The following is a 25,691-nucleotide window of genomic DNA, read 5'->3' on the forward strand; positions in this document are numbered from 1 at the left end:
CATCTTTACCGCATGACGCGCTTCTGCTTCCTCCTCCTCTTCATCCTTTCTGGGGCGGCTTTCCGGGCGAACGCGCAACAGTATGAGTATAGGGTCCAGTACGACTCCCTCGATACGCGCCACGACCTATCTCGGCCGCTGATCGAGCGCTACTTCATCACCTACGCGCATGGCGCCGCGTGCTTCAACCGTGGGCTGAAGGATGAGATCAGGAAGAACGCCAAGGAGGAATTCGCGCTGGCCGAGCAGCTGGGGGTCGATACGCTGCTCGCGACCTCCTCCCAGCACTTGGGTGATGCGCTCAACGGCTCGGCGGATGCCGCTTTGCAATTGAAGTACTTCTACCAAGGGCTGGACTACGCGAAACGTTCCGGGAGCGCAGGCCACATCGGTACGGCGTACAAGCAGATCGCCACGGTTTACAAGTCCTTGGGCGACCTGCCCAAAGCGCTGGAGTTATTGAAGCTCGCGATCGCTCATGTGAATTCGAACTACCAGGTCAGTCGCACCTGCCAGCACCTGAGCGATACGTACCGCCAGATGGGCCTGCCCGATTCCGCGCTGTATTGGGCGCAACGCTCGAACATCATCACCGATCCGGGAAGCGACCCCTATGCTTACGCGCGCTCTTATTACATGCTGGGAGCAGCGTACGCTGCCAAAGGCGATCGCGACTTGGCGCAAGTGCATTTCGCACGAGCGATCGAGGTGGCGGATTCGTTCCATGTGATGATACCGCTCTATGGCTCGTTGGTGGCCCGAGGTCGGATGGCACTGGATGCAGGAGACGTGCAACCAGCCATTGCCGATGGTCGGCGCGCGATGCAGGTGAGCCGTGATGGCGGCAATCTTGATGGCTTGATCGAATCCTCCGACCTGCTGCGCGAAGCATTCAGGGCCTCCGGAAGCATGGACAGTGCCTACCGCTACTTCGAGCTGCGCGTTCTTTATGCGGACAGCCTGATCAACGCCACCAACCTGAACAAGCTCCAGAACATGGCCTTCGCGCAGGAGCTGAAGGAGGTGGAGGAGGCGAAGGCCAAGGCGGAGGAAGCCGCCGCCCGCTCACGCAACATCCAGTTCGGCATCATCGCCCTCATCGTCATCACGCTCGGGATCTTCCTGCTCATCTTCAGTCGTACAGCGGTGGTGGGCGCCAAGGCCATTAAGAACCTCTCGCTCATCGCGCTGCTGCTCTTCTTCGAGTTCATCAACTTGCTGGTGCATCCCTTCCTCGGGGAGATCACCCACCACTCGCCGATCTTGATGCTGCTGTGCATGGCAGCCATTGCGGGGTTGCTGATCCCGCTGCACCACCGCATGGAGAAGCTGATCACGAACATGCTCGTATCGAAGAACAATCGCGTACGCTTGGAGGCGGCGAGGCGGACGATTGAGGAGCTTGAAGCAAGGCCAACGGACAACAACGCGGGCTGACCACATGAGCCGACCACCAATCCAACACCGCAAGGTTCCCATGATCTTCTACCCCCGAGTACTGGCGTTGGTCATGGTACTCTCCGGTATCGGAAAGCTTCAAGCCCAGCCCTTCGATACGCTCAGCGCCCGGGTCAATTACCTTTCCGTGGACAGCTTGATCGCCCGTGAGAAGCTGACGGACGACCCCCGCATGAAAGTCGTGCTGCTCGCACGGCTGGCGCAGAAGTACTTGTATTTGAATCGTCTGGATGAATGCATGACCACGTCGATCCGCCTCCTGGAGATCGCGGAACCCACCAAGAACGACACGCTGATCGGCAGGGCCCATCTCTCGGTCGGGTTCTCCTTCGTGATCGCCAATGAGGTGAATGGAGCATTGAAGCACTTCAACATCGCGCTCGAGCACTACACGAGCGCGCGCGACAGCATCTGGATGGGTGCGGCCTGCAAGGAGCTCGCCGTGCTCTATCAACGCGTGGGCGACAACGATGGCACCATGCGCTACATGCGCAAAGCGCTGGCTTTGGGAATGCCTCCGGGGATCCGATCGCGGGGGCTGTCAACGATAGCTCGCTGCTTCATGGACAAGGGCGATCTTGATTCCGCGCTCTACTACACCAAACAAGTGGAAATGGTCGATGCTCCAGGCGAGGACCCATGGACCTACACCTATTCCAACGGAGCGCTCGCGGCGGTGTATGCCGCCCGGCGTGAAGCGGATCTGGCCGAACTGCACTACAAGCGCGCGATCGCCGCCGCTGATTCGTTCCAACTACCGCTTCCGCTCGTTCAGTTCGCTTCGGGCTATTCTTCGTTGCTCTTGGAACAAGGCCGCGCAGAGGAGGCCTTGGCCATCGCGCAGTTCGGTTTCCGCTCAGCGGAGGGGGTCCGCAATCCGGGATTGTTGGAGAAGGCCGCTGAAGCCCTGGCCGATGCGTTCAAGGCGAGGGGCAGTACCGATAGCGCGTTCGTTTATGCGAAGCGCTGTATCGCCTATCGCGACAGTGTCGTGGCAACGCAGAACCGCAGCCAGTTGAAGAGCCAACTCTTCGCGCAGCAGCTGAAGGACATGGAGGACGCCAAGTTGCGCGAAGAAGAAGCCGCCGCTCGCTCCCGCAACATCCAGTTCGGCATCATCGCCCTCATTGTCATCACGCTGGGCATCTTCCTGCTCGTGTTCAGCCGTACGGCGGTCGTAGGCGCGAAGGCCATCAAGAACCTCTCGCTCATCGCGCTGCTGCTCTTCTTCGAGTTCATCAACCTGCTGGTGCATCCATTCCTCGGGGGAGCTCACCCATCACTCGCCGATCCTGATGCTGCTGTGCATGGCCGCCATCGCCGGATTGCTCATACCGCTGCACCACCGCATGGAGAAACTGATCACCAACATGCTGGTGAGCAAGAACAATAGGGTACGGTTGGAGGCGGCGCGAAGGACGATCGAGGAGTTGGAGGGGCAGGGCAAGTCGTAGACACTCCGGCAGGACCGGCTCAGCTGATCCCCTTCACAATGAAGGAGCGCCCGTTCAGCGTGACCACATCCCCTATGCGCTTGCCCATGAGGGCCTTCCCGATGGGCGAAGCCGGGGAGACTACCGCACAACGTTCACCGGCCAGATCGACGTAGCCAAAGCCGATGGCGATGAAGTAGTCCTCCTGGTCCGTTGCGACCAGGCTGCCCCAGCCAGCGTGGTCGGGATCCATGTCCATGGGTATGCGGGCCAGTTCCTGCAGGTGTGCTTGCAGTTTGTCCAGCTGCCCTTCCTGCTGATCGAGTTCCTGCTGGATCATGGCGCGGCCCACCTCATGCTTGTCGCCAGCGCTGCTTTTGGTTTCGTTCTCGAACGAGCGCGCGTAGAGGTGATGGCCTGTTGCGCGGCGCTCACCTTTTCAAGCAGAAGGGCGCGCAGGTGCTGAAGGAGTTCCGCCTTGTTCATGGACTTTCCCAGGGCCCGCCCCGCGTCACGTTCACGAACGAGGATCCATTGAAACGGAACAGACCTCCGGAGAATCCGAACCACAGTGTTCCGTGACTGTCCTCCACGAATGCCTGTATGGCGAAGTACGTGGTGAGGTCCGGCCGGTCTGTCCTATCGAAGAGCGTGAAGGTCTTGCCATCGAACCGGTACGCGCCTTTGCGTACGGCCCCGATCCAGATGTTCCCTGCGCGATCCGTGTAGAGGTTGTAGATGTCGTTATCGTTAAGGCCGTCCACATCGGGGAACCGCGTGAAGGTCTTCCCATCGTATCGGCTGACACCGCCCTCTTCGATGTAGTTGGGGTGGTCCGAAGTGATGGAGCCGAACCAGATGTGGCCGTGCTTGTCTTCTGCGATGCTCGCCACGTTGTTGCTGCAGAGCCCATCCTTCTTGGTGAAGTGCGTGAATGTGCTGCCGTCGTATTTGCAGGTGCCATAGCCATCGCGCGCGAACCAGATGTTCCCCTTGCTGTCCTCGAAGAGGTCCCAGATCTTGCCGGGTGTCATCTTGTAGGATGGTGCTTCGATCGCTGGGATGGGCACCTCGAACGCGATGAACCGTTCGCCGACCAAGCGGAAGACGCCATCGCTTGTACCTGCCCACACCGTCCCGTTCCGATCCACCAGCAGTTTGCAGCCTTGGCCATGCAGTCCTTCCGCGCTTCCGAAGCCGGTGAACGCGCCGCCACTTGCACTGAGCGCAGCCGAAGGGTCGTAGCGCGAAGCCCCCGAATGCGTGCCGAACCACATATCGCCGTTGCGGTCCTCCGCGATCCCGGTGACCACATCGCCGATCAGGCCCTCCGCCATGGAGAAGTAGCGCAACGCCGATCCATCCCAACGGGCCACACCTTGTCCGTTGGTGCCGAACCAGAGGTTCCCCTTGCTGTCTTCATGGGCCGCAACGATGTACTCGGCGATCTGCGCGGTGTCCGGGCCTGACGGCTGAGTCACGCCAGGCTGTTCGGTCCCATCAGTTTCCGCGGATGCCGGGACTTGTCCGTTGCAGGAGGTCATGAAGAGCGCGGAAGAGAAGAGCGCGACCACAGTGATGTGGGGACCAAGGGGCATGCGGGTGGGGATAAGAGCTCGACAAGGTACCCCGGTCCGATCGCGCGATACGGATGGCATGCCAATGATCGTCAATGGGATAGTGTTCCGAGGCGTGCACAAGGTGTTCCTATGAAGAAGCGCATCACGAACATGCTGGTGATCAAGCCGAGCACGGCGATGTCCCGCGTTGCGGGAAACAACCGGGTGCGCTTGGATGCGGCGAGAAGGACGATCGAAGAATTGGAGGGCAGGCAGCGGGAAGGTTAGCCCCAGATCGCTTCCCACAGGCCCTCGATGATTCCCGGCTCGATCACGGAGATGTACACGATCACTAGGGTCAGAGCGATCAGCGTGATCAGGGCGACCAGGTAGGGCTGCCAGGCCGACTTGCGAACACGAGCTGCGGTCAGCAGCGCGATGATGAGCACCAGTTCCACGACAGTGCTGACCTCCGGTGCTATTGCGCGCCCCAACGTAGGGTTGATGAAAGGCACGGCCGTGAGCATCATGTACCGCGAGTGGTAGGCCGTCTTCCTCCGGTATGCGATGGCCAGTGCATAGAAGACCAGGAAGGCGCCGCCATCGAAGAACGAGGCACCCAGGAGCCCCGGCTCTTTGTGCCGCAACTGGCCGTAGTTGGTGACCAGGACGAAGCCCAGAAAGATCATCGGGACCAGTACATAGGAGAGCCGACCGATCCGCTTGTGCTGTGCGATACGCGCTTTCGCCGCGAGCCATGCCTGCACCACGAGCATCGACAGCCAGCACGCGATGGTGAGCAGGTGGAAGTGCACCTCCCATCCCACGCCGAAGAAGCGCGGGAAGTGCGTCCAGTAGCTTGCCCGGAAGCCGAAGTAGCTCAGCGGCACCAGCGCGATCACCAGCAGCAGGATTCCGCGATAGCTCTTCGCCATGGAACTCGATCCGTCCATGGCGCAAGGCTATGTGAGCTAGGCGGCGATGATCTTGGAAGAATCCGACAAAAGGAAGTCCGAAGGTGCACGGCCCATCCGCCGTTTGAAGTCGGTGGCCATGTGCGAGTGGTCGTAGTAGCCGCAGTCCCAGGCGATGTCCATCAGGTTGCGCGCTCCGCCGTGGCGCGCTACGACGCTGAACGCATGGTTGAAACGCGTGAGGTCGATGAACTCCTTCGGCGTGATGCCGAGCTGCTGCTTGAACTGGCGCTCCAACTGCCGGGCCGTAGTGCAATGGCGATGCATCAGGTCATCCATGCGCACGCGGCCCTTGTTGCGTTCGATGTCGTCCACAACGGGGATCAGCGCGTAGCGCGGATGCTTGATCCGATCCAGGTAGAAGCAGTCGACATAGGTTGATGGATGGCGAAGGATACTCCCTGGATCAGGGAACAACGACCGGTCGAAGGGCTGCACCTCATCAGCCAAGCGATCGAGCGGATCGTAGCGGTGGAAGAAGGTGAAGCCGCCCGGCTTGAACGTGATCCCGAACATGCAGCTCTCTCCAAGGAGCTTCTGCGTATCACCGAGGGTCTGCGCTCCAACGATCAATGCACGTGCATCGCACCAGCGCGTACCGAAGCGGGAACTGTCGATGCCATCGCCGAGGTTCAGCACCAGGCTCACACCTCCATCAGGAAGAAGTTCGATAGGCCCTTGTTGTTCGTTCCGGCCTTTGATGAGCCAGTACTGCCGGATGAACGGACGCAACGCCGGATCGGGGAGGAAGACCTCGAAGGTCATAGGGTAAAGCTACACGGCCACCCCAACAACGGATTCCATCGCCTCCTTCGCCGCGTGCACGTTCTTCACATCCTGCACGCTGATCCGCAAGGTGCCGGCTTTCTCGTACACCTTGAACCGGCGCGGCTGGGCTTGTACAGCTCTGAGCACCGCGTTGAAGCCGTCGCCCTCGAAGAACGGATGCTTCTGGTCGGCGATGAAGGTGCCGATGAGCGTGCCTTTCTTCAGCACCATCTTCTCTAGGCCCATGCGTTGGCCCAACCAGGGCAGGCGGGTCCCTTCCACGGTCTGCGACCGACGAGTGTCACGGAAGGGCCGTTCCGAAAATACGTTCCATGGCCGATCGTGTCTGCGTGGCCTCGTCGATCTGTCCGTAATTGCCGTTCACGGCCCAAGCTATGCTGGTGCTCTGTGAGGGGAAGTAGGTCATGCACGCGTAATAGCCGATCGCATCACCACTGTGGAACCAGGCTTCACCCCAAGGGGTGTCCATGCGGAAGATCCCGAGCCCGTATTGGATTGGGAAGAAACTGTCGTCCACTTCACTGGGCGTTCGCCAGTTGGTCATTTCGGCCAATGAAGCGGTGCTGACCACCTGTCCGTTCGCGAGGGCGCGAAGGAAACGGCCAAGTTCCTGCGGGTTGCCGATCAGGCCACCATCCGCCGTGAAATAGTCCCAGCCACTGTAATAGGTGCTTTCGATCACGTTCAGGTTGCTGTAGAAGTCCACGTAGCCACGCACGATACCGTCCGGCACGTTGTCCTCTGCGGCGAATCGCATGTTGGAGAGGTCCAACGGAGCGAATAGCTTTTCCTCGAACACCTGGTAGAACGGTTTGCCTTCGATGTGCTCGATCAGCATGCCGAGGAGGATGTACGGTGTGTTCGAGTATCGGACATCGCTGCCCGGCTCGAAGTCGGCGGGCTTGTCGTAGGCGTAGGCGAGCAGGTCCTCTGGATGCCAGACCCGGATCAGGTCATTGAGCGAGGCGGTCTGGAATTGGGCGCTGCTGATGTAATTGGGGATGCCACTGCTGTGCTGGAGGCATTGACGGATCGTCGCCAGGTCCGCGTTCGCTAAGCGGTCCATGGGTTCGCCGCTCAGGTGATCGGCGATCCGATCATCCAGGTCGAGCTTGCCTTCTTCCTGCAGGAGCATGATCGTGGTGGCAGTGAAGGTCTTGACCGTGCTGCCCAGCCGCGAGATGTTACACGGTCTCATCGTGTACCGGTTGAACAGATCGGCCATTCCCGCAGCACCGCTCCATTCGCCGTTCGCAGGATCGTTGATGCTCATCATCACGCCCGGTGTGCCATCGTCGGTCATGGCCACCAGGAGTTCCTGAAAGGACACGTTCTCGGGATGGCCCGAACTGCTGTCGGGTCGCTCGAAGCCACAGGTATAGAACTCCGGATCCAGGCGTTCACCTTTCTCGCAGGAAGCCAGGGCGGCGCAGCAAAGGCACAAGAGCACGCCTCGTAGTGTCATGGTGCGGTGTTGTCTTGGACAAGGGTGAAACGAACTCCGAGGTGCAGGTTGATGTGCGACATGAGCTCTATGAAGCCCGGTGAGTATGGGTATTCGACCCAGCTCTGGTAGCGGATGAACAGCTGAGTACTCCTGCGAGTTGGTTTGAAATAGTATCCGGTCTCTAGGGAGAGGGAGGGCATCACGCGCCCGTTGCCCTTGTCGGGCCTGCGCACATACGACCCGTTCTGGAAAACGTATTCCGGTTGCGTGACATACGTACGGAGATAGCCCAGCCCGAAAAGACCAGCGAAGCTGAGCCTGAAGCGGGTCCGCGCCTCGTAGCCAAGGTCGCCGCCCACATAGAACCCTTGCGCCAGATGCCGATGGTAGAAGTAGCCGAGGTGAGCGGCGGCGAACGCGCGACCATGCGGCCGATCGTTCAGGCCGAACTCCGCCGCCACTTGGATGCCGGGATGCACAGGTATGGTGACGAAGCGGGTGAAGGGGATCGCCGTGCTCTGGTCATAGATCGAAAAGCTCATCTGTTGCCCGTTCTGTGCAGCGCTGAGCAAGGAGACGAAGACCGGAAAAGCGCCGATAAGGAAGCGGATCCTTCGAAGGCAAGAGCGCATGGGCAATAAATGTAGCTCGCCTATGTGGGGCTTAGGCGCTATCCGTTTCGCCGACCACCCCCACCACCCCCTCCATCGCCTCCTTCGCCGCGTGCACGTTCTTCACATCCTGCACGCTGATCCGCAAGGTCCCTGCTTTCTCGTACACCTTGAACCGTCTCGGTTGCGATTGCACCGCCCGCAGCACGGCATTGAAGCCATCACCCTCGAAGAACGGGTGCTTCTGGTCCGCGATGAAGGTGCCGATGAGCGTGCCTTTCTTCAGCACCATCTTTTCGAGGCCCATGCGTTGCCCCAGCCAGCGTAAGCGGATCGCTTCGAGCAGCTCGTTCACCAGCGGCGGGATGGGGCCGAAGCGGTCGGTGATCTCGGCGCTGAACTTCTGCAGCTCGGTCTCGTCCTTGATATCGTCCAGGCGGCGGTAGAGCGCGAGGCGTTCTGCGGTCTCGCTCACGTAGCTGTTGGGGATCAGCATGGTGAGATCCGTCTCGATGATGCAGTCATCGCTCTGGTCGCGGCGTGAACCGCGGGCGAGGGCGTGGCTGCCTTCCTGCGCATCGGCGAAGAGCTCTTTGAAGTGCTCGTCCTTCAGTTCGCGCACGGCCTCCTCCAGGATCTTGTGGTAGGTCTCGAAGCCGATGTCGTTGATGAAGCCGCTCTGCTCCGCGCCGAGCAGATCGCCCGCGCCGCGGATGTCGAGGTCCTTCATGGCGATGTGGATGCCGCTGCCCAGGTCGCTGAACTGCTCGATGGCCTGAAGGCGTTTGCGTGACAGGTCAGGCAAGAGATGCGGGCTTGGTGCGAGCAGATAGCAGTAGGCCTTCTTGTTGCTGCGGCCTACGCGACCGCGCAATTGGTGCAGATCGCTCAGGCCGAAGTTCTGGGCCTCGTTCACGATGATCGTGTTGGCGTTCGGGATGTCGAGGCCGTTCTCCACGATGGTGGTGCATACGAGCACATCGGTGTTCCCTTCGATGAAGTCGAGCATCACCTCTTCGAGCTTGTGGCCTTCGAGCTGACCGTGGCCCACGCCCACGCGCGCTCCGGGCACCAGCTTGCGGATCATGTCGGCGATGAACTCGATGTTCTTCACCTTGTCGTGCAGGAAGTACACCTGGCCGCCGCGGCTGAGCTCGTATTCGATCGCGCCGCGGATGGTGACCTCGTCGTACGGCTGTAGCATGGTGCTCACCGGGTATCGGTTGGGCGGCGGCGTGCTGATGATGCTGAGGTCGCGCGCGCCCATGAGGCTGAACTGCAGCGTGCGCGGGATCGGTGTCGCAGTGAGCGTCAGCGTGTCTACTGTCGCGCGCAGGGTCTTCAGCTTGTCCTTCACGTTCACGCCGAACTTCTGCTCCTCGTCGATGATCAGCAGGCCGAGATCCTTGTACACCACGTCCTTGCTCACCAGCCGGTGCGTGCCGATGATGATGTCGATCTTCCCCTCCTTAAGGTCCTTGAGGATCTGCGTCTGTTGCGCGCTGCTGCGGAAGCGGTTGATGTACTCCACGCGCGCCGGCAGTCCTTTCATGCGCGCCGAGAAGCTCTTCCAATGTTGCAGCGCGAGGATCGTCGTGGGTACAAGCACCGCCACCTGCTTGCTGTCGCACACGGCTTTGAAGGCGGCGCGTATCGCGACTTCCGTTTTGCCGAAGCCCACATCGCCGCAGACCAGTCGATCCATCGGCACCCCCTTCTCCATGTCCTTCTTCACGTCCTGCGTGGCCTTCAGCTGGTCGGGCGTGTCCTCGTAGATGAAGCTCGCTTCCAGTTCGTGCTGCAGGTAGTTGTCCGGCTGGTACGCGAAGCCCGGCTTGCTCTTTCGCTGGGCGTAGAGCTTGATCAGGTCGAAGGCCAGCGCCTTCACCTTGGCCTTGGTCTTCTCCTTCAGGTTCTTCCACGCCGGAGAGCCGAGCTTGCTCACGGCGGGCGCGTTGCCGCCCTCCTCGCCGCTGTACTTGCTCACGCGGTGCAAACTGTGGATGCCCACGTAGAGGATGTCGTTGTCGCGGTATTTCAGGCGGATTGCCTCCTGCAAACTGCCGCCGGCATCGATGGTCTCCAATCCGCTGAAGACACCTACACCATGATCGATGTGCACCACCAGGTCGCCGGGCTTCAGCTGCGTCAGCTCCTTCAGCGTGAGCGCTTGTGAGTTCTTTCTAAAGCCCTCCTTCAGCCGGAAGCGGTGGTAGCGCTCGAAGATCTGGTGGTCGGTGTAGAGCGCCAGCTTCAGCTCGGGGTCGATGAAGCCTTCGTGCAGGTCGAGCACCAGCGGCGTGAAGGCCACCTCGTGCTCCATGTCATTGAAGATGGCGTAGAGGCGCTCGCTCTGCTTGGCGCTGTTGCAGGCGATGAGGTTGGTGTAGCCCGCGTTCTGCTTGTTGTGCAGGTCGCCGCTGAGCACCTTGAACTCTTTGGCGAAGGTGGGTTGAGGGCGTTGTTGGAAATCAATGCGAGCCACTAGCTGCGAGCCACCAGCCGCTAGCTTGTCCCCGGTCGGGATCAAGCTTGCGGCTGGTGGCTCGAGGCTCGAAGCCCAGAAGACCTTTCGAAAACCAAGAGTCCCCTTGATCAGCTCCGTGTCGGTGGCGAGGAGTTCGTTGGGGGTGGGGTGCTTGTCCTTGTCGGGAAGTCGCTCGTAGGTCTCGCCGAGGAGCTTCAACTGCTTCTTGGCCGCATCGCCGATGGCCTGCAGGTCGCGGAGCCAGAGCACGGTGTCCTCCGGCAGCTGGGCGAAAAAGGTCTGTTGGCGCGCGGCATCCTCATCCTGGAGGTCGGGGACGATCACTGCTTCGGCGAGGAACTCGATGGTGAGCTGGTCCTGCGGGTCGAAGCGGCGCACGCTCTCCACGGTATCGCCGTACAGCTCGATGCGGTAGGGTCTGTCGCTGCCGTAGCTGAACACGTCCACGATACCGCCGCGGATGCTGAACTGCCCGGGCTCGTACACGAACTCCACACGGCTGAAACCGGTCTCCTGCAGCCATTCCTGCAACGTGTCGATGGGCAGTTCTTCGCTGCGTTTGATCGCAAGCGTGTTCTTCAGCATCTCCTCCTTGCCCATCACGAGCGGCACCAGGGCATCGGGGTAGGTGATGATGATGAGTTTGTTGGTGAATGCTGAATGGGAGTTGGTGAATGGGGAATGCGGATCCGCACCATTCGCCATTCGCCATTCACTATTCACCCTCATCAATGCCTCCAACACCTCTGTCCGGCTCACACGCTCCCCATCGTGGTGTCCTTCCGGATCGTAGGGCGAGCGAGAGGGCGCAGGGTAGAAGAACATGTCCTCATCCTTCGCCTTGCGGGCTTCCTTGTCCTTGCCGCGCAGGGCTTCGAGGTCGTTGAGGAAGTAGGCGGCCTCTTCGCGATCGGTGAGGACGAAGACATGCACGCCACCGAGTTTCTCAATGATGCTTGCAGCGATGAGCGCCTGAGCGGAGCCGATCGTACCGCCGATTTGTACGCGGGCGGCTTTCTCGCGCAAGCCATCGGCCACGCGGGCCACGCGGGCGTCAGAGCGGTAAAGGGCGAGGAGGTCGGGGAGGGAGGTCATTCCTTGGTGAAGAAGTAGTGATAGTTGAGTTCTCCCTCAGCGGTGAAGTACAGTTGACGGCCTTTCAAAACGAAGGGCTCGTTGAATTGAGCATATTTGAACATGGCATTCTCACTTGCCAAGGAGTCCGAGTTGGCTCGTAGGTGCAGCGTATCTCCCGAGGTAGTCCAAGTGCCGTGGGAGTACGCCCCTCGTATGCATTGATCGAACGAGTATTCATAGACACCGTTCCTATGCAGCGTCAGTTGAGCATTGTTGTCCGTCGCATAGGTCCCATTCCAACGCTCATTGAATGCGCGAATAGAATCCAGGCTTGCTTGAACGGTGGTGTCACTCAGTTGATAGCTCCAGTCGTTCTTCTCTTTGGCGTAGTTCCCATTCAATCGGAATGAACGCCTGTTACTGTCCTTGAGCTGGATCTTGATGGTGAAGGATGGGACGTACTTCCTCATTTCCGCCTGTTCCGAAGTGTTCCATGACTGGACGAAACGATTCAGCACCGGCGATGGGAGAATGACTGAATCGAACAGTATCGTCTGTTGATCCATGATGCGGTAGATCACGATGGCGTTCGTGACTTGGTCAGGATCTATCTCTTCATGAGGAACGGTTGTCCCGGAGGTCTGACACCCTTCTCCGATGATCAGAAGAGAACCAGTGATAAAGAGGATGCTGACTTCGTGCAGGTTCATGGACGCCAAAACGCCCGAAACCCAATGCCGCACATCGCGGGCATCGGGTTCGGGAACGGGGCGAAGCTACCGTCTAGCCGTTTCTGACCACACGAACACTTTCGGCGTACGTCAGCTCTGCATGCAGCCGGGGTGGATGCATCACTCCACCACCACCCGCTTCACGCTTCGCGACCCGTCCGGCATGATAAATTGAACGCTGTAGAGCCCTTTCGTTCGTGCGCTCAGGTCCACCACCATCGGGCCGCTCGTAGCGCCCACGCTGCGCGTAAGAACCGTGCGTCCGCTGGCATCCACTACAAGGAGATCGAAGGGCCCCGCACCGGGCGGCACCAGCGTGAACAGGCCGTTGCTGGGGTTGGGGAAGGCGGTGGCGGTTGTCCCGGGAGGTTGATCCTGTACGCCGGTGCTGATGTCCGTTTCCAGGCAGAAGTTGTCCAGGAAGATCACTTCGTTGGTGCCGTCGATGAACTCGAGGTCGAGCCTGATTTCGGACACGAAGTCGAGCAGCGCGCTCCAACTGCCGGACAGCATTTCCCAACTGCCCGCATCGATGGGGATCTCGTGCGTGTACCACTGGTTGACGGTGAGGGCCGTGATGGAATCGGTGGTGGTGTAGCGTGCCACGCCGCCCGGTCCGCTGATCCGCACGAGGTAGTCCTTAACGATGTAGTTCGAGCTGCTGGTCTGCAGGAAGAGGTCGAACCGCATAATGCCCTGCACATCGAAGTCCGACCAATCGCCGCGGAACTTCGGTGCGGCCACGGCGTTGGTGAGCGCACCGGAGGCGTCGCCCATGCGCACGGATCCCGGCGGGTTGCCCTGGGTCATGCTCACCTGGATGCTCCCCACGTCCTGGAAGCTCCATCCGTCGTAGAAGTTCACGGTGTCCCAGGTGGAGCAGATAGTACCGATGAGCGGTTCGATGAGCGGCGAGATCGAGAGTTCTACGTTGTCGAGCTGCACCCATTCGCTGCCGGAGATGAATTCGGTACGGATCTTCACCGTCTGCACTTCCGAGAGCAAAGCGGTCCAGCTGCCGGTAACGATCCATGAGGCGCTGTCCAGGGCGATGTTGAAGTGCTGCCAGGTGTCGAACAACGGTACCGTGTCGATATAGGCTACGGCTGTGCCGCCCGGTCCGGAGAGCGTGATCAGGGGCAGGTTCTGAGTTTGCAGGGGACTGCCGCTGATTTCGTGCGCATAGAGGTCGAAGGAGAGCGAATCGATGTTCTGGGCAGCGGACCAGTCGCCGGTATAGGCCCAAGGCAGCACCATCTGGTTGATCACGCTGAGCACCTGGTCCGTTACCCGCAGGCAATTGCCCGGGTTACCGGTGGCGTTGAGCGATGGAACTCCATCGGCCTCAACGAGCCACTGATCGATGAAGCCGTCTTCGAAATCAGTGAGGACCTGTGCATGCATGGCGCCAGGCAACACCACTGTGGAACAGAGGATGCCGAGAAGATCTTTGTAGATGGACATTGTCGGGGGGGATTGGTGGTTGATTCAACGAAGGTGCGCTATCAGCAAGGTCCTGACATCACCTCATCGGGAATAGGGCGGCTATGTGAACGATCGGGCGCATCGCGCGGGCACCGGTGCGGACAAGGATGGTCGGGTAGGGAGGTGATGGACATGAACGCTGAAAAGCCCGAAACCCGGTGCCGGCAATTCCAGGCATCGGGTTCGGGAGTGGTCCAGAGCTACGGGCCACGGCTTCGACCGGAACTGGGTCAAGTACGCCGTCCGGGAGGAATGTCCGAGGACCAGTGCCGCAGTCCCGAAGGAGTGATCCAGGGCGGATCGGAGCCGAAGGAAGGCTCCGTAAGCCTGCTTACTCCTTCACAAAGCGCAAGCACTCCACACCGGCCGCGGAAGCGATGTGCATGAGGTAAAGGCCGGATGGCAGGTCCTGGACATCGATGGCGGTACTCCCTCCGTTCGTGTGCTCACTCCCCACCAGGCGGCCTTGTGCATCGGTCACCGTCACCACCGCCGGCGAGTTTCCAATGCGTTCGATGGATACCAGATCGGATGCGGGATTCGGGAAGAGCCGCGTCCTGGCCTGGGGCGCAGCCTGGACCCCGGTGCTGATCACCTGCACGGTGGCCGATGGTGCCGAAACGCAATCAGGGCCTTCGGTAACGACCACGTGGTAGTTGCCCGCTGAGGTGGCCTCCACGCACAGGTCGTTGCCATCCGGAATGGGCTCGCCGTTCAGGAACCACTGCACCGTGCCGAAGGAGTAGGTGCAGAGGTAGGGACCGACCTGCTGTATCGCTGGCACGAACGCGGTTTGTGGGCAACCTATCTGCGCCCTGTAGACATCGCCAGCGTTCGCGACACCGATCAAAGCCCCATCAACAAAGGCCGCATCGCTGAAGGACGCATTCGGAACTTCGGCGATGTAGTTGTTCTCCCACGTTATTCCGCCATCAACGCTTCGCGAGGTCTGCCCGGATGACCCTACCGCGTAGCCCGTGTCGGCATCGGTGAAAAAGATGGACTGTGTGGACTGTGGCGTACCGCTCATGAGGGTCCATGTTTGCCCGCCGTCCGTGGTTCTATGCTGTCCTGTCCATCCGCGCTGTTCATCCAGGAAGAAGAGCGTGACCTGCCCTGCACTCACCAGCGGCCCAAGGTCGTTCCAGGTGATCCCTGCATCGGTTGTTTTGTACACACTGGTCCCTTCGCCCACGGCGTATCCGGTGGTTTCCGTTGGGAAGTACATATCGTAAGGGTTGCCAGCGGGTGTGTAGGTCCAGCTGCTGCCACCGTTGGTGGTGCGGTAGAACCCGCCGTTCAAATTGCCCCCTGCAACGATGTAGGTGGTGGGCGAGAAGGATTGCGTGCAGCGGATCACCACTTGGGGTCGTGATCCTGAAGGTCCGTTCTGGACCGTTGCGTAGTAATCCCCGGTATGCGTATTCACCCCCTGACCACCGCCCGAGCAACCGGCACCATCGGACCTCAGATGCACGCCAAGGCCGATCACATCCGATGCGGCCCAGTTCCTTCCGCCATCGGTCGTTCGCACCCCTTCCGTGCTGCCGGCGACAACCCCGATCTGATCGTTCGCGAAGCTCATTCTGGTCAAGCTGTTCGGTGTGCCCACGTGTACGATGTTCCACGTTGCACCCATGTCCAGTGAGCGATAAACGATCCCCGAAGCGCCCATCAGGCCTACGCCTGCCGGTGTGAAACTGAGCGAAAAGCGTTCGCGGTTGTCGGAGTTCTGCACGGTCCACGTGGCTCCGCCATCCGCACTGCGGATGATGCGGCTCAAGGCTCCACACGCGATCAACGTGTTGCCTTGCACTTCCAGATCGTTCATGGTAGACGTGGTCGGCGAGGTGATGGTCGACCAGCTATCGCCACCATCCACGGTACGCAGGATCACGCCCACTGCGCCCACTCCGATCCCGTTCAGGGAATCCCAGAAGTGGAGGTCCTTGATGTTCACCAGTTGGGGCGTGGGCAATTGCTCCCACGTGCTTCCGCCATCGGTGCTGCGGAGGATGTATTGCGCGGCCACGGCGAAGCCGAGTTGATCATCCACGAAGAAGAAACGTTCGAGTTGGGCAGTGATGCCGCTGTTCTGCAAGGTCCAGGTCAAGCCCGCATCCCCGGTCCGAAAGATCTTGCCGGTGGAGGTCCCGACGAATCCAAGCGTATCGTTCACGAAATGGATCGCCGTGCAATTGCCGATCGTCACACCGATGATCGTCACCGTCGGCAGGAAACTGTCGAAGCCATCGTTGGTGCGATAGATCTTACCGCCGTTCGCAGCGATCACCCCGCGTTGTGCGTCCCACATCCACAAGGCGCGGGGCATGCCGGCGGCGCCGAAGTTGTTCGCTTTGCGGTCCCAATGCACGCCTCCATCGCGCGTGGAGAAGATGCCACCGTGCAGGTCATCGATCATGAAGCCTGTCACCGGGTCGATCATCTTCATGTCTCCCATGCGGTCATCGTCCCTTACGGGCGTGACCAGGTGCCATTGTTGGGCCTGAACGTGAAGCGCTATCCCACCGAGGAGGAGGATGCTGAGAAGTGCAGTTCGCAGGGTCATGTGCGCAAAGTTCACGCGTTAGTGTCGTCAGGTTGAAGGTCGATGGTGCGACCGACCAGGTCGTGCACGATTATGATCACCTTGAATTCGCTCATTGTCTTGATCGGTGCTGCCGGTTCCCATTGCTGGGCGTTGGCCACAGATCCAGAGAGGAGAAGGACGAGGGGTAGCACGTGCTTCATCATTATTGAGTGCGAAGGTGAGCTGATCAAGTACAACACCGATCGGAAATGGTTCATTCCGCCATCCACTCGAAGATCCGTTCCATCCGCACCCACTTCTTGCCCGGCTTCGTGAAAGGCAGCGGTTGCTGGAAGGTTGACATGAGCGCTTCCCATTCCTGGACGCGCGGAGGTAACGCTTCGCCTCCGCCATCGGTCGCGGCACCAGTAGTGCTTTCCACGATCATGAAGAGCCGGTTGCCCGCGCGGTGGATGGAGCAGTGCGTGATGCCTTGCGCGCGCATATGCTCCAGCACTTCGGGCCATACGCGCGCATGCCAATCGTCGTAGGCGGCGATCAGCGCGGGATCGTCCTTCAGGTCGAGGGCGTAGCAGTGGGTCATGCGCTCAGCGGTTCGCGCATGGCACGGGCGAAGAGCAGCACGACGATGAAGCACACCAGCGGCGCGAGGTAGGCGAGCTGGAGGCCATGCCTGTCGCTGATCGCTCCCATGATGGGTGGGACGATGGCTCCGCCCACGATGCTCATCACCAGCAATGAGGAGCCCAGCTTGGTATCTCGGCCAAGCCCATCGATGCTCAACGAGAAGATCGTCGGGAACATGATGCTCATGAAGAGTTGCACGCCGAGCAGGGCGATCACGGCGGTAGAGCCACTGGCCAGCACGGCCGCGCAGATCAAGGCCATGTCGATCACAGCGCATGTCGCGAGCAGTGCTGGCGGTCGGATCCACCTCATCAGCGCGGTGCCGATGAATCGGCCAGACATGAAGAGCAGCAGGCCGATGCTCAGCAGGAAGGCCGCATCCTGCTCGGGGATGCCAGCGACCTTTCCCGCGAAGCGGATGAAGAAGCTGGCCACGCCCACCTGCGCGCCCACGTAGCAGAACTGCGCCACCACGCCCAGCTTCAGGCGTCGCCAGGCCTTCGCGCTGCGCTGCTGGCCGTTCGACTCTTCGGTGATCTCCGGCAGGTGCGCGCGCAGGAAAAGCACGGCGGCTACCAGAACCACGAGCCCGATGATCAGATAGGGCACGCGCACGGCCAGCGCCTCGTGCGTGAAGTAGGCCTCGAGCGCATCCGGTGCCATGGTCTTCAGATCCTCCTCATTCAGCTCCTTGCCGCTGAGGATGAAGCGGCCACCGAAGAATGCCGCGAGCGCTGCGCCCAGGCCGTTGAACGCTTGCGCGAAGTTGAGCCGTCGCGATGCTGTGGCCGGATCACCGAGCACGCTGATGTACGGGTTGGCAGCCGTTTCCAGGAAGGTGAGGCCGCTGGCGATGATGAAGAGCGCGCTCAAGAAGAACGGGTACGAACGCATGGTCGCCGCAGGCCAGAAGAGGAAGGTGCCCGTGGCGAAGAGCAACAGACCGCCGATAATGCCCATGCGGTATCCATAGCGCCTCATCAGCGCTCCGGCCGGCAGGGCCATGACGAAGTAGGCGATGAAGAAGGCGCTGTCCACGAGCGCGCTGCGCATATCGTTCAGCTGAAGTGCTTTGCGCAGATGCGGGATGAGGATGGGGTTGAGGTTGTGCGCCAACGCCCATAGGAAGAAGAGCGAGGTCACCAGGACTACGGCCGTGCGTTGCGATGCGTTGCTCATGGTCACCATCCGCTTCTTCTGATGGTGATGCGCAGAGATCCAGGCAGCGGCTCCTTCCGCACGAGGATCAAATAGCCACCGCCGCCAGCGCCGCTGAGCTTCCAGCCGAGGGCCTTGTCGGCGTGCGCTTCGATGGTCGCGCGGATGCTGTCGTCCACCATGTTGGGGAACATCGCCACCTGCGCATCGAACGAGCGACGGACGGCATTTCCGAACGCGCGAGCATCCTTGGCGAGCAACGCGCTCCAGCAATCGTCGGCAGCATCGGCCAATGCCTTCGCTCCGGCGGCATCGATGCGCGTGCCTTGCAGCACGCTGAAGCTCTCGTCGCGCGGCGACAAGGGCAGCAGCTGCAGATGTTCTTCGATGAAGGCGAGCACCGCTTCATCCTGCACGCTCTCGATGCGTTCGGGCCAGTATCCGCCTTCATAGTCCAACCGGTTCAGTCCAGGGTGCACGATGCCGATGCTGTCCTGTGAGCCGCTGATCACCTGGGTGCCCGGCGGGTTCTCGTAGCTGAAGAGGATGCGTGCCTGCTGCTCGCGGTCGCCATCGGGCAGGTGCGTGCGCCAGAGCTCGATGGCCTTGCGCCGCGTGCTGCTGCTCATGCCGCTGCGGTCGGAGAAGTCGTGCGAGGGCTCCACGCTGATGGTGAGCACGCTGCCGGGATGATGCTTCGACACATACGGCTGGTCGAGCCATCCGCCAGCGAGATCCAGGCGGAATGGGATGGTGCTCTCTTCGCGCAGTGCGGTGGTGCTGCGCGCCTTCAATCCGTGAGCTGGCGTGCGCTCGAGCACCACATAACGCGCACCATGTTTGCGGCACAGCTCGGCCTTCGCTTCGGCATGCCCGTCGTTGTTCACCACGAGCACATCCGGCTTCACGCGCTCGAATTCAGGCACGAAGTCCATCTGGCCGCTACCTGAGCCGATGTGCACGGCATGGACGCAGGAAAGGGCCTCCAGCATGTACCTGCGTTCGTTCTGCTCGTTCACGGTCCAGCGCCGCTTCAGGGCGTGGATGGTCGCATCGCTGCCGATGCACACATGCAGCTCACCGTATTCCGCTGCGCTCTTCAGGAAGGCCACATGCCCGCTGTGCAGCAGGTCGAAGCAACCGGAGACGAACACGCGGGGCATCGGGCAAGTTTAGGTGGGAAGCGGAATCATGCGCGCCGTGTGCAATCGGTCTTTCCCCTGCATCCTATGGGTAAACGCTCCGATCATGCGCACCTCTTCCTTCCTCCACCTGCTCGGCGCCATGGCGCTCGCAGGCACTCTCACCGCCCAGAACCTCGGCGAGGTCCGTGGCCGTGTGTTTGACACAGAGGGCACCACCTTGCCGATGGCCAGCGTGTACACCAGGGTCAATGGCGAGCTCTTCGGCACCACCACCGACCTCGATGGACGCTTCGTGCTCAAGCCGCTCGCGCCAGGGAACTACGCGATCACCATCTCCTATTCCGGCAAGCAGCCTTGCGAATACGCCAGCGTGGCCGTGGTCGCCGACCGCGCATCCTACCTGCCTGATACCAGGTTGCGCGGCATGGAGCTCCCACCGGTTGTGATCCATGGCACCATCAGGCCCTTGATCGAGAAGGACGACCCCAGCCGCATGACCCTGCTCGCGGCGGAGATCGCCAAGGATCCCAACATCCGCAACCCGGTGCAGTTCCTGGGCAAGACCTTCGCGGGCGTGACCCCCGCTCCCAACGGCGACGGATTGTACTTCCGCGGCTCGCGCACCGAGAACATGGCCACCTTCCTCGATGGCGTGAAGATTCCAGGCGCTGTGCCCAGCATACCGCCCTCGGCCATCAGCAGCGTGAGCGTGTACACCGGCGGACTTCCCGCGCGCTATGGCGACGTGACCGGTGGCGTGGTGGTGATTGAGACCAAGAGCTATGCGGAGATGGTGCAGCACGCCCGGCGCATGGCCGAGGTCCGTGCAGAGGAAGAAGGCGATACGTTTGACTGATCGACGATGCTGCTGCGCCGAAGAGCCTCCGCACAAGGCACCGACGAGGAGCTGGTGCTCGCCTGCAAGGGCGGGCACCAGCCGGCGTTGGCGACCCTGTGGGACCGATACGCGCACCTGCTCTACGGCGTGGGCATGAAATACCTGAAGGATCCCGATCGCGCCAAGGATCAAGTGGTGGAGCTCTTCGCATCGCTGCCGCAGCTGCTTGCCAAGCATCAGGTCGAGCGCTTCCGCCCGTGGGTGCATACGGTGATGCGCAACCGCTGCCTGCTCGCGCTCCGAGGCGATGGCCGCCATGCCCGGTTGGACGATGCGCACCTGGAAGACCTCATCAACGATGCCAACGAGGAAGCCTCGCTGCGAGAAGCCACCTTGCAACAGCTCGAGGCCGCCATCGCCCAGCTCAATGATGCGCAGCGGGACTGCATCAACCGGTTTCACCTTGAACGATTGAGCTATCACGAGACTTCCGCCCGCACGGGCTTCACCATCGAGCAGGTCCGCAGCCACCTCCAGAACGGCCGCCGCAACCTGCGCCTCATGCTCCTTCGCCATGCCGACCAGAACGCTTGATACGAATCCTCTCGCCCCGCGACGCCCGCTCTCGCGCGATGAATTGCAGGCCTATGCCGAAGGCCGCCTCGACCCCGAGCGCCGGCGCGCCGTGGAGGATCACATCGAGGCCGATGCGCTTGTGCGCGATGCGGCTGACGGCTTGAGCATGCCGGGCTCCCCAGCCGGCCTGAAGGAGTTGGATGCCTTGCGGCCGCGTGCTGGAGCTGCGGCTGCGCGATGGTGGTGGGCAGGCGCTGCCGCCGTGATCGCATTGCTCGCCATCTGGCAATACTGGCCGGTGCAGGTGCAAGAGAGGGCCATCGCGGGCTCAGCGTCGGATCCTGTCATGCGTGAAGCCGCACCGATGGAGCCCATGCGCGCGGATGAGATCGCTGCTGCATCGGAACAGCCGGAATCGCTGCGCATCGGCCACGAGCCGCTGGCGTTGCACGCGAATCCGGCAGCGAAGCAGCGCATCGCCGGGACCGCTCAGCGCTTGGAGCGCGACGAGAGCATTGAGCCTATTGCGCCACGAGAGGTCGTGATCGAACGTCCGGCCGGAACGGCCAGGCCCCTTGTGGTCCGCAAGGCCAAGTCGTCGCGGCAACTCGTGTTCCTGCACGACCTGAAGCTCGTCCACCCGACGGAGCTGTACACGGCGGATCCCGTGCTCGCATTGTCCGATGCCGGTGTTGCGGCGCGTTTCGCCGATGCGGGTTCGGCCGGAGCCGCTGACAAGCCTGTTTTGATGACCTACCTCGGCTTCATGGACGATGCGCTGGGGCGGTTCGCGCAGAATGATCACAAGGGCTGCCTCGACGACCTGCGCTTCGTGCTGTCGCAATACCCCGACGATGCCAACGCGCTCTTCTATGCGGGCCTTTGCAGCTACAACCTGGGGATGCATGCGCGCGCCCGCGTGCTGCTCCATCGGGCGGCCGTGCATCCGGTGGATGTCTTCGACGAGGAGGCGGCCTGGTACCACGCGCTCACGCTGGAGAAGCTCGGTGAGCGCGATGCGGCGCGCGAGGCCTTCGCGCGGATCGCGGCGCAAGGGGGCTTCTACGCCGAAGCCGCAAGCACGAGGCTTGGCCGTTTCTAGTCGAGGGCGATGAGCTTGGTCGCGGCGATCGCGCGCCCGCGCTCCATCAGCGTGCATCGGTACGGCCCCGCGCTCAAATCAGCGCGCAATGCGATGGTGCGGCCAGCGTCACCTGCGCCGATCGGCTGCCGGAGAACCAACCGTCCGCGCCCGTCGTGCACGAGCAGCTCCGCGCTGCCTGATACGGCCCGATCGATGCGAAGCTCTGTTCGCCCATGGAATGGATTGGGCATGGCGATGAGCACGTTCAGCGCATCGCGCGATTCCGCGATGCCGATGGGCGTACATCCCAATCCGTATGGAAGATCGTCCACCGGCGCCTGAGGCGTTGCGGCATCGTTGGCGCGGACCTGCTCGGCGGTGAAGATGCTCGTGATCCCTTGCGCGTCGATGCCGGCCACGCTCACATAGTACACTCCGGGCGATTGCAGATTGGGGACCAGGTAGCTCGTTTGCGCGGTGCGGTAAACCGATTCGAAGTCGCCTGTGCTCTGGGTGCCACGAACGCCGATGCGGAAGGCAACGTGCTCCGGCAGGCCGGTGATCTGCGCGCGCAGTCCGGTGGGCTCATCGAGCAGAGCGAAGGTGGGCATTCCCGGCCCATGCGCAAGCAGGGTGGCCGAAGCGCCGTTGATCACCGTGTTGCGGGCGAGGTAGTTGAAGTCCACGAAGAGCGTGTCGAGCGTGCCATCGCCATTCAGGTCGAGCCCGAGGATGTCGTCGCTTGTGTGCTGCCGGTCATCATAGCCCTCCTCGCTCGGATCGCCATCGCCATGCTCATTCGCGGCGGTGAAGCGCACGGCTGGCCAGCCCGCTTCTCGGAAGGGGATGTGGTCGCTGCCCCGGCCCACGCGGTCCTCTCGGTCCATCACGCTGATGAGGGTGGGCACCGGGACGGCGCTGCCCAGCTTCTCATCGTAGCTGAGGCGGATCATGCGCGCCAGTCCACGCGATGCCGTGTGCGAGAAGACGCGGAATTGAAGGCTGTCCACCTCGTTCACCACGCCGCAGCCAGGCGGCGAAGCCGTTTCGCCGCAAAGGATGCCGCCCACGATGTCGTTGTTGAGCACGCCCTTGATCGCGATCGATTGCTGCTGGCAGAACTGCGCCATGGCTCGTGCGCCCAGCAATCCGTGCTCTTCGCCGGTGGTGAGCATGAACACGAGCGTGTGCGGGAAGGTGTAGCGGCTCATCACGCGCGCGAGCTCCAGCACCAGTGCGCTGCCGCTGCCGTTGTCCTCAGCGCCTTGCGCATCGCATTCGGGATCGCAGTTGTCCGCGCAGCGGCTGTCGAGGTGCGCCTCGATGATGATCACACGATGATTGGCCGTGCTCGATCCAGGCAGCACGGCGATCACGTTGCGCCAATCCTGTCCGCTTCCGCAGTTCAGGGGCTCGTTCGCGTAATCGAAGCGGATGTAGGAGGGGAGCAGGCGGTCCTCATTCAAGGTGCTCCATTGCTGGAGCTTGGACATGGCCCAGCGCCGGGCGGCCCCGATCCCAGTGTTGGCGCTGAGCGTATCGCTGTAAGTGTGGCGCGTTCCGAAGGAGACGATGCGATCGAGGTGCGCCCTCAGGGAATCGGCGCTCACTGCAGTGCGCAGCGCGCAGATGATCTCATCCGGATCATCGATCACCAGGGATGCGGCATAATCCGCCGGGTCATGCTGGCCCTTCATGGCCTGCAGCGCCTCGGCATCCGTGCAGCTGATGCTGGTGAACTGCGCGGATGAAAGCGACGGGAGCAGCGCGGTGAACAGGAGCAAGGAGCGTGTCATGGCTACAGGGTAGGAGACGAAAGGTAGCTGCCCGAGCCGGAGCGGAACGGGCCGGGGCATTCGAACAGCACGCTCAGGCTTCAAGTCAACGATGCGCGGAACACGATCGCTTCGACGCCACGGTGCTCGGTGCGCTTCTCCGGTCGCATGCCATTCCTGCGGGCCACCTGCTGGCTGCGGTGGTTTTCCGGATCGATCAACGATATCACCGAGGCCGCGAGCCGTTGCTGACTTGCGAACCGTTTGCAGGCAGCGGCCGCTTCCGTGGCGAAGCCGTGTCCCCAATCCTGCGGCAGCAAATGGTAGCCGATCTCCAGCTCATCGATGCCGTCCACCACTTGGGTGAGCAGCCCGCATTGACCGATCGGGACGCTGGATTCCCTCAAGCAGATCGCATGAAGGCCGCTGCCATCCGCCGCGTACCGGTCGAGGGAGCGCTGGATCATGGCCATGCAATCGCTCCTGCTGCCTATGGTGAAAGGCATGAAGCGGATCGCTTCGGCGTCATTCAGGTAGTCCATCCACCAATCGGCATCGGCCAGCGACAGCGGCCTGAACCGGAGGCGCTCAGAGGTGAGGCCCGCCAACGTTGGGATGGGGAGCATGATCACGGTGCCAGCGTTCGGCTGCGCATCACCAGCAAGAGATGCAGCAATGAGAGCGATGTGATGGTCCCGGCGGCGATCAGGTTCCACGGCGATGGTGCGACGGGGAGGACCAATGCGGTCGCGAGGCCCACGAGCACCACCCGCCCGGTCTCGCTGAGCACTGCCCAGCGGTGCGCCTCGAGCATCACGCCCAGGTTCATCACCCACCAGCCGATCAAAGCAGCCGTGGTCCACTGCGCCAGGAGGCTCAGCTTGTCCTGCTGGAAAAGGAAGAAGCTCGTGATGGCGAGCAGGAGCGCGAATTGCACAGCGACGTATGCATTCGCCGCATCGCTCACGCGCGTATCGAATTTGCGGTAGGTGGCGCGATCCTTCGCCTTGGGGCCATCGAAGCCGCCGAGGTAATCGGGGCGCCAGCCCGGTGGCTTGATGAAGACCAGCACCTTGTCCTTCAGGCTGCGGCAACGGCGCGCCAGATGGAAAAGATCGCCCCAATAGTGGAAGTTGGCGGTGAGCGGGTCCCAGCTCCGCAAAGGCGCGGTGATCCCGTACACCGGCTCCTCCTCTTCGCGCTGGAAGGTGCCGAAGAGCTTGTCCCAGATGATGAGCGTGCCGGCGTGATTGCGGTCGATGTACTTCGGATCGCTGCCGTGGTGGACGCGGTGGTGGCTCGGCGTATTGAAGAGCCGCTCGAAAGGCCCCATGCGACCGATGGCCTTGGTGTGGATCCAGAACTGGTACAATGTGTTGATCGCGGCCACGGAGACGATCACCGCGGGATGCACGCCGAGCAGCGCGATGGGCGCATAGAACCAGAAGCTGAATAGCCCTTGCCACCAGCTCTGCCGCAGCGCTACGCTCAGGTTGTATTCTTCGCTCTGGTGATGCACGATGTGCGCGGCCCAGAGGAAGTTGACTTCGTGGCTGAGCCGGTGGAACCAGTAGTACAGCAGGTCCACCAGCAGGAAGGCCAGCAGCCAGGTGAGCGCGGTGCTGGGCAGGGTGAAGAGCCGCCAATCGTCGTAAACGGCCAGGTAGATGGCGAGGATTCCCGCCTTGGTGAAGGCGCCTACCACTTGCGATCCGATGCCGCAGCCGAGGTTCGCCACGAAGTCGTTGAAGCGGTACGCCTTCCTGTGCGAATACGCGCTCCACGCCAGCTCGATGCCCATGAGCACGAAGAAGGCCGGGATGGCGAGGATGATGTGCTTCACGATGGCGAATGTACCCGCAGGTATCTTCGCCGACCTTCACGG

At 61.6% G+C, this 25,691-nt stretch carries 23 protein-coding genes; 5 read left to right on the forward strand and 18 right to left on the reverse strand.

All coding sequences use genetic code 11. The annotated features are described in order from the left end of the window. The first annotated feature begins 12 nt into the window (after positions 1-12). Complete coding sequence (locus IPK70_03045; GenBank protein MBK8226137.1) at positions 13-1,437, forward strand: hypothetical protein; 1,425 nt, start codon at positions 13-15, stop codon at positions 1,435-1,437. A 40-nt stretch (positions 1,438-1,477) separates the two neighbouring features. Continuing rightward, on the forward strand, positions 1,478-2,851 hold the full coding sequence (locus IPK70_03050) for a hypothetical protein (protein MBK8226138.1): 1,374 nt from the start codon (positions 1,478-1,480) through the stop codon (positions 2,849-2,851). A gap of 80 nt (positions 2,852-2,931) precedes the next feature. Here the strand turns inward: IPK70_03050 and IPK70_03055 are convergent, their stop codons facing one another. The 15 genes from IPK70_03055 to IPK70_03125 all read right to left on the reverse strand — a co-directional run bounded on the left by IPK70_03055 (position 2,932) and on the right by IPK70_03125 (position 19,551). Next, complete coding sequence (locus tag IPK70_03055; GenBank protein ID MBK8226139.1) at positions 2,932-3,231, reverse strand: GreA/GreB family elongation factor; 300 nt, start codon at positions 3,229-3,231, stop codon at positions 2,932-2,934. 142 nt (positions 3,232-3,373) lie between these two features. Beyond that, the gene (locus tag IPK70_03060) at positions 3,374-4,489 is read right to left on the reverse strand and encodes a hypothetical protein (GenBank protein MBK8226140.1); all 1,116 of its coding nucleotides are present in this window, start codon (positions 4,487-4,489) and stop codon (positions 3,374-3,376) included. A gap of 245 nt (positions 4,490-4,734) precedes the next feature. Then, positions 4,735-5,403, reverse strand: coding sequence for a hypothetical protein (locus tag IPK70_03065; GenBank protein MBK8226141.1), 669 nt, complete (start codon positions 5,401-5,403; stop codon positions 4,735-4,737). An 18-nt stretch (positions 5,404-5,421) separates the two neighbouring features. Continuing rightward, positions 5,422-6,189, reverse strand: a complete 768-nt coding sequence (locus IPK70_03070) for an AraC family transcriptional regulator (GenBank protein MBK8226142.1) — start codon at positions 6,187-6,189, stop codon at positions 5,422-5,424. A 9-nt stretch (positions 6,190-6,198) separates the two neighbouring features. Continuing rightward, positions 6,199-6,438: a hypothetical protein gene (locus IPK70_03075; GenBank protein MBK8226143.1), complete on the reverse strand. Its 240-nt coding sequence runs from the start codon at positions 6,436-6,438 to the stop codon at positions 6,199-6,201. Positions 6,439-6,493: 55 nt separating this feature from the next. Beyond that, positions 6,494-7,678: a beta-lactamase family protein gene (locus IPK70_03080; protein ID MBK8226144.1), complete on the reverse strand. Its 1,185-nt coding sequence runs from the start codon at positions 7,676-7,678 to the stop codon at positions 6,494-6,496. Then, positions 7,675-8,292, reverse strand: coding sequence for a hypothetical protein (locus tag IPK70_03085; GenBank protein MBK8226145.1), 618 nt, complete (start codon positions 8,290-8,292; stop codon positions 7,675-7,677). Before IPK70_03085 ends, IPK70_03080 begins: the two co-directional genes overlap by 4 nt. Positions 8,293-8,323: 31 nt before the next feature. Beyond that, a complete protein-coding gene (mfd, locus tag IPK70_03090) occupies positions 8,324-11,854 on the reverse strand; it encodes a transcription-repair coupling factor (GenBank protein MBK8226146.1) in 3,531 nt (1,176 codons plus the stop codon). After that, on the reverse strand, positions 11,851-12,546 hold the full coding sequence (locus tag IPK70_03095; GenBank protein MBK8226147.1) for a hypothetical protein: 696 nt from the start codon (positions 12,544-12,546) through the stop codon (positions 11,851-11,853). Before IPK70_03095 ends, mfd begins: the two co-directional genes overlap by 4 nt. A gap of 141 nt (positions 12,547-12,687) precedes the next feature. Then, entirely contained in the window at positions 12,688-14,031 is a 1,344-nt protein-coding gene (locus IPK70_03100) for a T9SS type A sorting domain-containing protein (protein MBK8226148.1), read from the reverse strand. 352 nt (positions 14,032-14,383) lie between these two features. Next, positions 14,384-16,621 (reverse strand): T9SS type A sorting domain-containing protein, encoded by a 2,238-nt coding sequence (locus tag IPK70_03105; protein MBK8226149.1) that lies wholly within the window; start codon positions 16,619-16,621, stop codon positions 14,384-14,386. Positions 16,622-16,632: 11 nt separating this feature from the next. Continuing rightward, positions 16,633-16,794, reverse strand: a complete 162-nt coding sequence (locus IPK70_03110) for a hypothetical protein (GenBank protein ID MBK8226150.1) — start codon at positions 16,792-16,794, stop codon at positions 16,633-16,635. Between the two features lie 62 nt (positions 16,795-16,856). Continuing rightward, positions 16,857-17,186, reverse strand: coding sequence for an L-rhamnose mutarotase (locus tag IPK70_03115; protein ID MBK8226151.1), 330 nt, complete (start codon positions 17,184-17,186; stop codon positions 16,857-16,859). After that, positions 17,183-18,409 (reverse strand): L-fucose:H+ symporter permease, encoded by a 1,227-nt coding sequence (gene fucP / locus IPK70_03120; GenBank protein ID MBK8226152.1) that lies wholly within the window; start codon positions 18,407-18,409, stop codon positions 17,183-17,185. Before fucP ends, IPK70_03115 begins: the two co-directional genes overlap by 4 nt. A 2-nt stretch (positions 18,410-18,411) precedes the next feature. Next, the gene (locus tag IPK70_03125; GenBank protein ID MBK8226153.1) at positions 18,412-19,551 is read right to left on the reverse strand and encodes an adenylyltransferase/cytidyltransferase family protein; all 1,140 of its coding nucleotides are present in this window, start codon (positions 19,549-19,551) and stop codon (positions 18,412-18,414) included. A gap of 85 nt (positions 19,552-19,636) precedes the next feature. Here IPK70_03125 and IPK70_03130 point away from each other — a divergent pair, with 85 nt between their 5' ends. The 3 genes from IPK70_03130 to IPK70_03140 are packed head-to-tail and all read left to right on the forward strand — an operon-like array spanning position 19,637 to position 22,049. Continuing rightward, positions 19,637-20,389 (forward strand): carboxypeptidase regulatory-like domain-containing protein, encoded by a 753-nt coding sequence (locus IPK70_03130; protein MBK8226154.1) that lies wholly within the window; start codon positions 19,637-19,639, stop codon positions 20,387-20,389. Positions 20,390-20,395: 6 nt separating this feature from the next. Further along, entirely contained in the window at positions 20,396-20,965 is a 570-nt protein-coding gene (locus IPK70_03135) for a sigma-70 family RNA polymerase sigma factor (GenBank protein MBK8226155.1), read from the forward strand. Further along, positions 20,946-22,049, forward strand: a complete 1,104-nt coding sequence (locus IPK70_03140; GenBank protein MBK8226156.1) for a hypothetical protein — start codon at positions 20,946-20,948, stop codon at positions 22,047-22,049. Before IPK70_03135 ends, IPK70_03140 begins: the two co-directional genes overlap by 20 nt. Here the strand turns inward: IPK70_03140 and IPK70_03145 are convergent. The 3 genes from IPK70_03145 to IPK70_03155 form a co-directional block, all read right to left on the reverse strand. Beyond that, a complete protein-coding gene (locus tag IPK70_03145; GenBank protein ID MBK8226157.1) occupies positions 22,046-23,827 on the reverse strand; it encodes a M28 family peptidase in 1,782 nt (593 codons plus the stop codon). The genes IPK70_03140 and IPK70_03145 overlap by 4 nt on opposite strands. 80 nt (positions 23,828-23,907) lie before the next feature. Next, the gene (locus IPK70_03150; GenBank protein ID MBK8226158.1) at positions 23,908-24,432 is read right to left on the reverse strand and encodes a GNAT family N-acetyltransferase; all 525 of its coding nucleotides are present in this window, start codon (positions 24,430-24,432) and stop codon (positions 23,908-23,910) included. 2 nt (positions 24,433-24,434) lie between these two features. Continuing rightward, complete coding sequence (locus IPK70_03155; GenBank protein ID MBK8226159.1) at positions 24,435-25,649, reverse strand: sterol desaturase family protein; 1,215 nt, start codon at positions 25,647-25,649, stop codon at positions 24,435-24,437. Between the last annotated feature and the right edge of the window lie 42 nt (positions 25,650-25,691).

This window comes from Flavobacteriales bacterium (genome assembly GCA_016712535.1).
Lineage (GTDB): Bacteria > Bacteroidota > Bacteroidia > Flavobacteriales_F > PHOS-HE28 > PHOS-HE28.